Origin of the sequence: Nitrosospira sp. Nsp1 (genome assembly GCF_900100985.1) — a bacterium.
GTDB lineage: Bacteria > Pseudomonadota > Gammaproteobacteria > Burkholderiales > Nitrosomonadaceae > Nitrosospira.
Genome location: NZ_FMUF01000005.1, coordinates 126,093 through 138,766, shown reverse-complemented (window position 1 = coordinate 138,766; position 12,674 = coordinate 126,093). Strand labels below are relative to the sequence as shown.

The window sequence follows — 12,674 nt, the reverse complement described above, 5'->3', positions numbered from 1 at the left end:
GGAATCCGATCCAAACCAGATGTTCCAAAAATCAGTATTTGCCGGGAGCGGAGAAAGTGACTTACGCTTATTTCGACCATAACGCCACGACCGCGGTTGATGACGCAGTGCTGGATGCAATGCTGCCATATTTTCAAAAAGAGTACGGCAATCCTTCCAGTCGTCATGCGCCAGGTGTGGCTGCCCGCCGCGCAGTGAATCAGGCGCGGGAGCGGGTGGCGGATTCGGTAGGCGTGCAACCGGCGCAGGTTGTTTTCACGAGTGGCGGGTCGGAAGCGAATAATCTGTTCATCCAGGGAGCGGCAGGTTACCTGAAGCCGGCGCGAATTGCCGTGAGCGCGGTTGAGCATCCCTGTGTGATGCGATCCGCCCAGGCACTGGTCCGGAACCCGTATGGCTGGAATTTGCATCGGTTGACAGTAGATAGCCTGGGGCGGGTAGATGTGGCCGATCTGGATAATGCCTTGCCGGAACGGCAACCCGGCCTGGTATCGGTAATGCTCGCAAACAACGAAACGGGTGTTATTCAGGATGTAGCGGCGATTGCCGAGAAAGCGCGATCACTTGGCGCCTGGGTCCATACCGACGCGGTACAGGCGTTCGGCAAAATACCTGTGGATTTCGCTTCGCTCAATGTGCATGCGCTGACGTTGTCCGGCCACAAGATTTATGGACCCAAGGGCGCGGCGGCGTTGATTATCGATAAACGGTTATTACTTAAGCCCCTTATCTATGGTGGCGGTCATGAGAATGGGCTGCGCTCCGGTACTGAAAATGTTCCTGCCATTGTGGGACTTGGCGTGGCCTGTGGATTAGTCAAGGCAAGGATAGCGGAAAGAACGGGGCACATTTCGGCGTTGCGCGTCCGGCTGGAGCAAGGGTTGGTTGAGATGGGCGCTGTTATTTTCGGGTTAGGCGCCGCGCGTTTGCCCAATACCTGCTATTTTGCATTGCCTGACATCGAAGGCGACACGCTGGTCGTGCGCCTCGACAAAGCAGGTTTTGCAGTCGCAAGTGGAGCGGCTTGCTCCAGCGTAAATCCCGGCAGAAGCCATGTCCTGGACGCGATGGGGGTGGAATCCGCCTTGGCGCGCTGTGCGGTGCGTGTAAGCTTGGGCGGTGACAATTCAGCGACACAGGTGGAGGATTTTCTTAAGGCCTTAAGTAGCGTGGTTCAGGAATTAAAGCAAATGAACATGGCCTCGATTTGAGTACTACCTTGATTATGGATGGGCTCCTGGTGGGATTTATGGTCGAGCGCGGATCACGGCATTTGTCTTGAATGCCGGTCTCTTCCGGGTCCGCCCGTATCGTAGTCTTACAACTGCAAACTGCAGAATGAGTCGATGCTTAGCCTATCAGGTGAAAAGATGATTGACGGTATATTTTCCGTTCTCGCCGGAGGCACCAGGAAGCGTTAAACGGGGAAATATTGTCTTCCGGGAATAATTGAATAATCTTATCCGTTATCTGACTATTTATGGTTATACTCTGATCTCATCCAGAGGGAATCGATGCCTCACTGATTCTCGGAAGTTCTAATCAACCGTGTCATTTCACTTAATTATCCAATCGTGAGACATAATTATTCTACTTCCCTCCTGTTGTTGATATGTATAGCGCTGCTATCGGGTTGCGCTACCACACGCCCGCACGATCAGAGTACAGAGTCGTTCGATCCGATCGATCCTTACGAAAGAATGAACCGCAAGTTCTATACGTTCACCGATGTACTTGACCGAAAGATCATGGAGCCGGTTGCCGATTTCTATATCGATTACCTGCCCAATCGTGCACAGCGGTCCGTCGGGAATTTTTTCGACAATCTCCAGTATCCGAATGTCATTCTGAATGACTTCCTGCAAGGCAAGTTGCGTCAGGGATTTCGGGACAGTCTTCGTTTTGCCATCAATTCGACCATTGGCGGCGTTGGACTCTTCGACATGGCGTCACCTATGGGTTTGGCGCAGCACGACGAAGATTTTGGGCAAACGCTGGGGGTATGGGGTGTTGATGCAAAAACCTATCTGTTTGTTCCTCTGCTTGGCCCCAGCAGTAACCGCGATGCACCTGGGATTCCTGTCACCGTCCTCACCAATGTCCTCTTTTGGACCGGTATTTTCGTAATCGGCGCACCTGTTACCGTGCCGCTTGGCGTTCTCGGTGCCATTGACAAGCGGGCGAGGCTGGCCGGCCCCATGCGCATTCGTGACCAGGCAGCGCTGGAGCCTTATCTCTTTGTGCGCGATGCGTACTTGCAGCAGCGGAAGCACGTGATATATGACGGAGAGCCGCCACCCGAAGCTTACGATCAACCCGCCGAGGATCAGTCTGAGGATAAATCTGCCGATAAATCGACGGATAAATCTGTGGATAAATTATAGTAGCACCAAAGGTACCCAGGGGTGTTTGCGCGATGATATCGCAAACACCTCATCTTCCAGGCCGGGTTTCGCGCGATTATTCACCCGGAGGCGGATATTCAAAACATGAGCGAAGTCGACCCCCGAGTTGTGCTTGCCGTCCCTCCGGCGGGCCTCGTTCGTCTTACACACATCATTTATTTACTGCATGGTTTCAGCGTCCTGATGGGTATTCTAGGGCCGGCGCTTATCATTGCGACATTTCTCAGCGGCTGGCCTTCAATTATCGCTGTGATCCTTAACTATTTGAAGCGTAAAGAAGTACGCCACACTTATCTTGATTCCCATTTCCGCTGGCAAATACGGACGTTCTGGTATGCGTTGCCATGGTTGGCCATTGCGGCAATGCCTTTTGCGACAGTCATCGGTATCACATTTGCATACATACTCGCGGTAGGCACCGGTATCTGGGTCATCTACCGCGTCAGGCGCGGCTGGATGGCTCTTAATGAGGGCAGGTCCATGCCGCTCTGAACCGGCATCCCATCGGATCGAAACATTCCCCGATCCGCTACACGTCCTCAATTCAAGTTTGTACGGTGGGCTGGGTATGCTCGACTCGTTTATCCCATCCATTGATGGTTTTACTGCCATCATGGTCACCCCGAGCTTTCTTCCACTGATTTGATCCACGAGGCCTCGTACCTATGTGTGTCGCCGTACAGAACCACCTGTTCTCGGGCATTAACATCTCACCAGCCTAAGCTTTCAATAGCAGAGATGGTGTCCTGGAAACGAGCCCAAAAACGTCAATACATCGCGGCTAAACGCATACTCTCGGCTATGCATTGCGAGACGTATTCTTCCGATACGACAACCGATACTGGGATTTATCATGCCTCCGCCTCAAAGCCCCAAGCAGAACAGAATGCTGGCAGCACTTTCCCTTGCGGACTACACACATCTGCTACCTCTCCTTGAGCTGGTATCGATGCCGGCGGGTTACGTAATTTATGAGATTGGGCTCCCCATAAGGTATCTATATTTTCCGACGACCTGCATCGTCACGCGGCTGTATGAGACTGAAAACGGCGCGTGCACCCAGATCGGCATCATCGGTAATGAAGGCGTGGTCGATATTTCTGTTCTTTTTGGCGGCGAGAGCAGCCACGCTCGCGTGATAGTGCAGAGCACAGGTGAAGCTTATCGGATCAAAACTGGCTTATTAAAAAGTGAATTTGAGGCGGGAACCGAGCTACGACATTTCCTCCTGCGTTTTGCACATGCGCTGATGATCCAGACGGAACAGATAGCGGTTTCAAATCGATATCATACTGTCGATCAGCAGCTTGCCTACTTTCTGCTGATGAGCCTGGACCGCCTCTCGGGCAATGAGCTTCACATCACGCATGAACAGGCTGGGATTATGCTGGGAGTACGCCGGGAAAGCGTAACGGTAGCAGCGAACAAACTACACATGGCCGGCGCGATTCATTGCAGACGAGGCCACATCGCGATAGCGGACCGCAATCAACTGGAAGCCAGCGCGGGCGAGAACTACAAGATCGTAAAAGAAGAGTATGAGCGGTTGCTGGAAACTTATGTATCGTCTGCCACCCATTTTGGACGGCTTCCCGAGAAACAATTCAAGCGGTTTTTCCAATCAATCAAGTAGGTCACGAATTTTCCCGAACACGACAGTTGCGCCTTGGAGAAAGGAAACAAGGCATCTACGGTCGAGTATGAGGTCGGGGGAAAGAATGCTCAACCCCTGGCAGCTTGTCGGACCTAAAGGAATTGGCTGCAAAAGCATCTGGCCGGTTCATATTTCACCGCTTATTCAGCCAATAGAATAACTATTAGCCTTCAAAATCCTCAAAATCTGCTCTCGCCCAGTCACTTTTTCGCTGCGATTCTTCAAGCCCGACAGGCTGCTAGTGTGCGGTTTCGCACAGACCTGCTACCTGAGGCATGGGACTATTCACGCTGATTCAACCTAAATCCGGTAGTTGACCGCTCATTTAATAGATCAGCGTCATGATTAATAACAATATTTCATCTTATTTGACGCTCACCTTCCGAGTGAGGCCGCTACGGGGTGAATTGCACAGTTTTTGGGGCACATGGCTGCGTTGCAACTTCTTGGAATGGAACGACCATTCCGCGTCGTTGCGCCTTGTCCTGCACCCCAAAAACCGTACACTTCACCCCGTCCAACTACCGGATTTAGGTTAATTAAACGTGTGGGATATCCGAAAAAAATGAACGTGAAGAGCTGATAACGCTTCCCGCGATCAAGAATGGAGATCTACCATGAAAAGACTGGGTTTTCTGATGTTTGGCTTAGGGTTGACCACGGGAAGCGTTTTCGGCCAGAACGATTACGACACCCGCTCGGCAGATCCGCAATCGCAGGATGCTGTCGTTCGCGCTCAGACCGTGCGCGAAACACGCGTTACCCGGCCCGAACAGCAGAAGAATGAGCACGACCGTTCCAGCGAATTTGCTGCCCCGAACGCGATGCCTTCTTCACCCGCTTTTGAAAATCAGCCCGACAAGGGAAAGACACTGGGATTCGAATTTTATCGTGATCCCCTGAACGCGAAAAAGCCGATGCAGACCTTCGAGGAAACCATGAAAGCCGATGTAGCCGCTCGCCCCAAGGTCATGAAAACACAGCGTGAGCTTCTCCTGCGGCGATACGATTTAAACCCCCGGCTCGATAAAGAAGCAAAAATGTCGCGCGGCAAACCTCTGGCTGTTGGGCCTACGGCGCGTCTACCGGCGGGAATGACCTGGCAAAAATTAGCCGACATGTCTCCGCCGGAAATACGGGTAAAAAATATGTTTCCGTATCCGGCGTTACCTCACCCGAAACAATCCCCAGGGGGACAAGTCTTCACCCAGGCTCAGATCGACATGTTTCCACGCTTGGAGCGGTTTGACATCGAACATGATTTGCCCGAAGCATTTCTTCCGGAGTTCCCTCCGGCCATGTTTCTTCAGAACCGGCCTGAACTAGGGGATGTCTCGCGGGGCGAAGTGGTATCGATCAACAATTATTATCGCCTGTTCAAGGATATTCTGACGCCAGTACAACTGGATGGTCTGAGGATGCTGCTCACCCCTTTCCCGCAGGAAGAATTCAACCCGACGGACGATCGCAAAAGTGCTCAACCCAGCCTGGGAGTGACTTGTCTCGACTGCCATGTAAATGGTCATACGACAGGGCAGTTTCATCTTAGCCCCGATATCCGGCCCGAGGAGCGGCGTTTTCGTCTCGATACGGTCAGTTTGCGCGGGTTATTCAACCAGCAGATTCATGGTTCTAAGCGCAGCCTTCGTTCGGTGGAAGACTTCACCGAGTTCGAATTCCGTACCGCCTACTTCAATGGAGACGCGATCCATTCGATGAAAAAGGGCCTTACGATATTCGATCGAATTCACGTGAGTCATATGGCGCAGCTTCAGAATATGCTGGATTTCCCCCCCGCGCCAAAACTCAATACGCAAGGTCGGCTCGATCCGTCCAAAGCGACCGCACATGAACTTCGCGGTGAAAAAGTTTTTTTCGGGAAGGGGCAGTGCGTGAGCTGTCATCAGCCGCCCTCTTTCCTTGATCAGCAAATGCACGACCTGAAACTCGAACGCTTCGTAAACGAGCCAGGAGACGGGCCAATAAAGACCTTCACGTTGCGAGGCATCAAGGATAGCCCCCCTTATCTGCATGATGGCCGTTTGCTGACCCTCGAAGATACGGTTGAATTCTTCAATCTCGTGTTGCAGCTCAAACTGACCGATGAAGAGAAATCCGACTTGGTAGCTTATATGCGTCAACTATAGTTAACGCTTTGCAACTTCGGGCGCAAGAGAAATCAGCGGAACGCATCCTTAGAATTTTATGGCTGGAATATAAACGATCGATGTAAAGATGACGACATAATCAGGGAGAGGACTCATGAGTATTTCTGCTGCAACTGCAACTCCAAACCGAAAAGAAGTCGTGTCATTTAGTGGCGCATCTATTCGTAAATCGACAAAATTGGTGCGAAAGGCCGTATTCCCCGTGGCGGGGCTCGGCACGCGTTTTCTGCCTGCAACCAAGGCGGTAGCTAAAGAAATGTTGCCAATCGTGGATCGGCCACTGATTCAATATGCGGTGGATGAAGCAGCGGCGGCAGGTATCGAAGAGATCGTTTTTGTCACTCATCGCAGCAAGCGATCTATTGAAGACCATCTCCATCGTGCGGTGGAACTGGAAAACGAACTGGCTTCACAAGAGAAACATGCGTCATTGAAGATGTTGCGGCAACTCACACCCAACGGGGTCCGTTTCACTTTTGTGCGCCAGGAAGAGCCCAGGGGACTGGGACACGCGATTTTATGCGCCCAGCATCAAATCGGGAACGAGCCTTTTGCTGTGCTGCTTCCGGATGATCTGATTGATGCCCAACCCCCTGTACTGGCGCAGATGATTTCCCAGTACGAGCAAGCACCGAGCAGTCTCGTGGCTGTCCGGACGGTGCCCCGCGAAGACACCTGTCATTATGGAATTGTGGACGCTTTCGGGGAAGATGCCGAAAGCCGCACCATGAAAATTCGAAACGTAGTGGAGAAGCCTTCGCCCGATGTGGCCCCGTCCAACTTGGCCATCGTAGGTCGTTATATTCTTTCGCCCACGATTTTCGAATGCCTCGCAAATCTGGACCCTGGGGTAGGGGGAGAAATCCAGCTTACGGACGGCATCGCGCGTCTTCTCAAACTGGAATCCGTGGTGAGCTACCGTTACCAGGGCAGGCATTATGATTGCGGCAGCAAGATAGGTTTTTTGGAAGCCACGGTAGCGTATGGTTTGCAGCATCCCGAGGTAGGCAGACAATTCCGGGAAGTGATACTGCGAGTAGGGCGTGAACTCGCGTCCGAACGTTCCTATCCATCGAATCTCGCTATCGACAAGCCTGCTGCTCGTTCGGTAGTGTTGAAGAGTGCCTCAGCCTGAACAATCCAGAGTAGACCTCTGCATCAGTGTTGACTGTGGTGAGCGACGTGCTTCTGATGTAGCTGTTCAGAAACAAGCGGGCTCAAGAAAAGCTAACATCTCAACTCATGGGAACCAGGTTGACTACACATCCCGATTGTTGTCGCTGGTTCCGATAGCCATCATTTCGCCGAAACGTATGGCTCGCATGGGCGTCCAAAGTGAATTAAATTGCATTGTATTTTTGGGAAATAACATCACCACCGTTGAGCCTAGCTGAAAACGGCCCATTTCATCGCCTTTTCGGAACACCAGGTTTTGCGAATCGTACCGCCACTCGCGAACACGTCCAGGGCGTTTAGGATTTACGACACCATGCCACGTCGTGGCAATACTTCCAACGATAGTGGCGCCTACCAGCGCAAGCACAAATGGCCCACGTTCCGACTCAAATACACAAATCACACGCTCGTTGCGGGCGAAAAGGCTTGGAATGCCGCGGGCTGTAAGAGGATTTACGGAGAACAACACGCCTGGGACATATATCATACGAGTTAATCGGCCATCGCAAGGCATATGTACCCGATGGTAATCCTTAGGGCTCAGATACAGCGTCGCAAACTTACCTCCGCGAAATTTCTCAGCTAACTCGCTATCGCCGCCGACCAACGCGGTCGTAGAAAAATTATGCCCCTTGGCCTGAAATATTTGATCGCCGCGAATAACGCCTAGCTGACTTATACTGCCGTCGACCGGACAAACAAAGTCCGCTTGGGCCAGGGGCCGCTTTCCAGGGAGCAACGCGCGAGTAAAAAAATCATTAAAGGTCCTATAACTGTGAATATCCGGATTAATCGTTTCGTCCATATTCACATCGTAGCGCTTGATGAACCAGCGAATCAAAAATGCCGTCAGACGACCCGCGCGGGCGCTTGCAACCTTTCCGGCAAATACGGTAATTGCCTGCTTGGGTAGCAGATATTGCGGAAGAACCGAAAAAGACGCCTTGGACACTTTGGGTACCTTTGGAAGCCGGACGGTAATTATATTAGGTTGGGTAAATTAAGTCTTGCTAAAACGCCTTGTGGATTCCGTTTGTGCTCGATGGATCAAAAATATTTTGACCGCTCAATATTTTTTCGACACGGGTAGGCCATAAAAAATTCCCATCGGATTCCACACAGCGATATCGTACACCGGGCAAGTCATTTACCGTAAATGACTTGCCCAATGCTTAAACCTAAATCCGGTAGTTGACCGCTCATTTATAGATCGGTGTTATGATTAATAACAATATTTCATATTATTTGACGCTCACCTTCGGGTGAGGGCGCTACGGGGTGAATTGCACAGTTTTTGGGGCACATGGTTGCGTTGCAACTTCTTGGAATGGAACGACCATTCCGCGTCGTTGCGCCTTGCCCTGCACCCCAAAAACCGTATACTTCACCCCGTCCAACTACCGGATTTAGGTTAATAGGAGAAGCTTTTCAGGTACATCGTATTTTTTTCGGTAGTAGGGATTGGAGCCACGCTGATTTTTGGAAGCGCTTCAGCCGTTATCCGAACTGACCAATGGCGTGCCCAATATCGTCCAGATACATCTGGCGCCGTCTATCCTCGACAATAGCGAATGATGATTGACGGAAAAACTAACCCGAGCTCGCAATGGTATCCAAGTGCGCTTCGGTGCCATCCAGCAGTTGTCTTGTTTGTTCTTCCTGCTGCTGCAGTTCCCACATGTGGGCATAAGTACCGTTTGCTGCAAGCAGCTCCCAGTGGGTGCCACGTTCAATTATACTGCCGCTGTCCATGACCAGAATCTGGTCGGCATCCGCGATAGTGGACAATCGATGCGCAATGGTCAGTGTAGTCCGATCCACGGCAATACGCTTCAACTCTGCCTGGATGGCTTTTTCCGATTTTGAATCGAGTGCCGACGTGGCCTCATCGAAAATAATAATTTTGGGATTTTTCAGAATTGCGCGTGCAATCGCGACACGTTGTTTTTCTCCACCCGAAAGTTTCAATCCTCGTTCTCCTACGGTAGTTTCATACTTTCCCGGCAGGCTTTCGATGAAGTCGTGAATGTGCGCCAGCCTGGCGGCTTCGAGTACTTCTTCGCGGGCTGCATCCGGGCGCCCGTAGGCAATATTGTAATAAATACTGTCATTGAACAGCACGGTATCCTGGGGCACGATGCCCACCGCTGCACGCAGGCTTTGCTGAGTGACATCGCGAATATCCTGGTTGTTTATCAAAATACAGCCGCTGTTGATATCGTAGAAACGGAACAGCAGGCGGGCCAATGTCGACTTACCGGATCCGCTATGCCCGACCACTGCTACGTTACAGCCAGCCGGTATGTCGAAGCTCACATTAAACAGAATCTGGCGATTGGGCTCATAGCTAAAATTCACTTCCTTAAAGCGAACCGCTGCATGTCCAGGAATGAGATCGGCTGCGCCTGATTTGTCTTTTATCTCCTCATTCTCCGCCAATAAGCTGAACATTTTTTCCATATCCGCCAGGGAATGCTTGATTTCGCGATAAACGAATCCCAGGAAATGCAGAGGCATATATAGCTGGAGCATAAAGGTATTGACCAGTACGAGGTCGCCTAACGACATGGTGCCCTCGATGACGCCATCCGCTGCCAGCCACAGCAGCAGGGTGACACCGACCGCGATGATGGCACTTTGCCCGGAATTGAGCGCTGCCAGCGAAGTCTGGTTTCGCACGGCCGCAGTCTCCCACTTTTGCATATGCTCGTCGTAGCGCCGCGCCTCCCATGACTCATTGCCAAAATATTTGACTGTTTCATAGTTCAGCAAACTGTCTATGGCCTGGGTATTGGCTTTCGAATCCATGTCGTTCATGGTGCGACGAAAGATCATGCGCCACTCGGTAACGATCAACGTGAGTGCAATATAGGCAGCCAGCGTCGCAAAAATAACCACGGAGAACCAGATGTCGTATCTGGAGAGAAGAATAGCGGCTACCAAGCCGATTTCCAGCAGCGTAGGCAGAATGTTGAACAACATGAAGTTAAGCAGAAACGAGATACCTCGCGTGCCGCGTTCGATGTCGCGGGAGACGCCGCCTGTTTGACGCTCCAGGTGAAAACGCAGCGACAATGCATGCAAGTGGTTGAATACTCTGATTGCTACCCGCCGAATGGCGCGCTGTGTCACCTTGGCGAATACGGCATCGCGCAGTTCACCGAACAGCGTGCTGCACAGGCGCAGGATGCCGTAACCCAAGAGCATCAGAGCCGGCAGAACCATCAACGCGCGCGGACGGTCAAGCGCGTCTATGATTTCCTTGAGAATCAGCGGTACGGATACGTTGGCGAGCTTGGCCAGGATCAGCAGTGTCAATGCCGTGATTACCCGGCCCTTGAATTCCCACAGGTAGGGCAGCAAGGAACGAATGGTCTGCCAATCGTTGCGATTGTCGGATGGTTTTTCCAGGCGGGTGGGACGCATCAGTTATCTTCGGATGAAATGTCGAATGAGGGAATAAGTATAACGTGGTGCTGTCGCCAGTGATCTGACAGATGACCCCCACAGGCAAGTCGTTTCGCGTGCAAAAAAAAGGCGCCCGAGTGGGCGCCCTCATGTCATGCCTCGATAATTTCAGCGGCGTTTTATTACAGATTGATACACCAGATCAGCCGCTTGACGGCACCTCGTTCGCCCCTTCATCACCGTCCAGATCCACCGCGCCTTCCTTGAACACCCGGCTCGCGCGGATGTCTTCGGCTTCGATAGTCATCAGGTCTATTCGCGAAAGATTTTTCTTCGCCCCGGCGAACAGGCGATTGGCTTGGCGCAGACGCGCTCGATCCAGGGCATTACGAACGGAACGGGCATTCGCGAAATGCTCCAGCTTCATTCTTAACCCGATATATTCGCGGAAAGCTTTCTCGCCCTCCGGGCTGAAGCGGTAGTTTTGCGCAGCCAGCATGAGTTTGGCGATGGCAACCAATTCATCGGCGCCATAGTCAGGGAAGTCGATGTGATGCGCGATGCGTGAACGCATGCCAGGGTTACTATGGAAAAATTTATCCATCCGATCTTTGTAGCCAGCCAGTATTACAACCAGGTCTTCACGGTTGTTCTCCATGGTCTGTAACAGAATCTCTATCGATTCGGCACCATAGTCGCGTTCATTCTCGGGTTTGTAAAGATAGTAAGCTTCGTCGATGAATAGGACGCCGCCCATTGCTTTCTTCAATACTTCCTTGGTTTTAGGTGCGGTGTGACCGATATATTGACCCACCAGGTCATCGCGTGTGACGGAGACAAGATGCCCTTCACGCACATATCCCAAGCGATGCAGAATTTCGGACATGCGTAACGCCACGGTTGTCTTCCCGGTACCGGGGTTGCCGGTGAAACACATGTGCAGGCTGGGTGCCCCAGCCGTCAGGTCCAGTTTTTTGCGCAGGCGATCGACAAGCAACAGCGCAGCCGTCTCGCGAATACGCGTTTTAACCGGCTTAAGGCCGATCAGCTCGAGGTCCAGCTTGTCCAACACTTCCTTGATGTTGGAGTCGCGAAATTCCGCGGCCAGATCAACCGGATTATCATCATCCGAAGAGACAGGTTCTTTTGAAGGTTTTTTCACGTTTGATCCATACAAAATGGCCATACAAAGCTTGTACGGGGAAATTATAAACTTATGCGCGCCATTAGACGCCGCCTGTACTGCTTGCTATGCATCGAAATCAGTGTGGTGCTAATAGTGCTGCGAGCTCATCCGTCAGTCGAAAAGCTGCAGGGAAGAGGCAGAAGCCGACTGAGTGCTATTGCCACCCAATTCGTTCCTGCCTCCAATCAGCCCCTATCCGTCAAAAGGAGTAGGGGAGATCCTGATTAATACCGCTCGGCTTCCGGTTTGTCGGTTGCGTAGGAATGAATGGTATAGCGAATGCTGCGGCCTTCCACCTCCTGGCGTACCACGCCAAAGCCTGGTTCGGTTTTGGGACGGTTGACGATGTACGACATGGTTGGGCTCTCGACCCCACGAGTGGAGTTGAATGCCGTTACCCGTATGTAATGATTCGGGTAGGTTTTACGGCAGTCATTGATCTCTGCCAATATGCCGGCGGGATCCTTCAGATCGAACATCGGATTACCGAACATCTCCCAATAAGTGTTGCGTGGATGCGGGTCATCGGTGTATTCAATACCTATTGCCCAATTATTCTTCAGCGCATATTTAATCTGCGCCGAGATTTGTTTGTCCGTCAATGGGGGCAGGAAAGAAAACTGCCCCTGCGTGACGAGATTTCCTACATTGGTCATCATGGTTTATATATCTCCTTG

10 protein-coding genes are annotated in these 12,674 nt (G+C 51.8%); 6 read left to right on the top strand and 4 right to left on the bottom strand.

Features of this window, described 5'->3' with window-relative positions; translation table 11 throughout:
- The first annotated feature begins 56 nt into the window (after positions 1–56).
- From BLP78_RS04970 to galU, 6 genes are all read left to right on the top strand, one after another.
- Positions 57–1,211 (top strand): cysteine desulfurase family protein, encoded by a 1,155-nt coding sequence (locus BLP78_RS04970; RefSeq protein WP_090457098.1) that lies wholly within the window; start codon positions 57–59, stop codon positions 1,209–1,211.
- A 363-nt stretch (positions 1,212–1,574) separates the two neighbouring features.
- Positions 1,575–2,384: an MlaA family lipoprotein gene (locus BLP78_RS04965; protein ID WP_090457096.1), complete on the top strand. Its 810-nt coding sequence runs from the start codon at positions 1,575–1,577 to the stop codon at positions 2,382–2,384.
- Between the two features lie 105 nt (positions 2,385–2,489).
- Complete coding sequence (locus BLP78_RS04960) at positions 2,490–2,897, top strand: DUF4870 family protein (protein ID WP_090457094.1); 408 nt, start codon at positions 2,490–2,492, stop codon at positions 2,895–2,897.
- A 361-nt stretch (positions 2,898–3,258) separates the two neighbouring features.
- A complete protein-coding gene (locus BLP78_RS04955) occupies positions 3,259–4,038 on the top strand; it encodes a Crp/Fnr family transcriptional regulator (RefSeq protein ID WP_090457092.1) in 780 nt (259 codons plus the stop codon).
- A 638-nt stretch (positions 4,039–4,676) separates the two neighbouring features.
- Complete coding sequence (locus BLP78_RS04950; RefSeq protein ID WP_090457090.1) at positions 4,677–6,206, top strand: cytochrome B6; 1,530 nt, start codon at positions 4,677–4,679, stop codon at positions 6,204–6,206.
- 115 nt (positions 6,207–6,321) lie between these two features.
- On the top strand, positions 6,322–7,362 hold the full coding sequence (gene galU / locus BLP78_RS04945) for a UTP--glucose-1-phosphate uridylyltransferase GalU (protein WP_090457088.1): 1,041 nt from the start codon (positions 6,322–6,324) through the stop codon (positions 7,360–7,362).
- Between the two features lie 123 nt (positions 7,363–7,485).
- On the opposite strand, the gene asd is transcribed toward galU, so the two are convergent.
- The 4 genes from asd to BLP78_RS04925 form a co-directional block, all read right to left on the bottom strand.
- Positions 7,486–8,355: an archaetidylserine decarboxylase gene (gene asd / locus BLP78_RS04940; protein WP_090457086.1), complete on the bottom strand. Its 870-nt coding sequence runs from the start codon at positions 8,353–8,355 to the stop codon at positions 7,486–7,488.
- Between the two features lie 638 nt (positions 8,356–8,993).
- On the bottom strand, positions 8,994–10,829 hold the full coding sequence (locus tag BLP78_RS04935; RefSeq protein ID WP_090457084.1) for an ABCB family ABC transporter ATP-binding protein/permease: 1,836 nt from the start codon (positions 10,827–10,829) through the stop codon (positions 8,994–8,996).
- Positions 10,830–11,013: 184 nt separating this feature from the next.
- On the bottom strand, positions 11,014–11,973 hold the full coding sequence (gene cbbX / locus BLP78_RS04930; RefSeq protein WP_090457203.1) for a CbbX protein: 960 nt from the start codon (positions 11,971–11,973) through the stop codon (positions 11,014–11,016).
- 248 nt (positions 11,974–12,221) lie between these two features.
- Positions 12,222–12,656: a ribulose bisphosphate carboxylase small subunit gene (locus tag BLP78_RS04925; protein WP_090457082.1), complete on the bottom strand. Its 435-nt coding sequence runs from the start codon at positions 12,654–12,656 to the stop codon at positions 12,222–12,224.
- Positions 12,657–12,674: the final 18 nt, after the last annotated feature.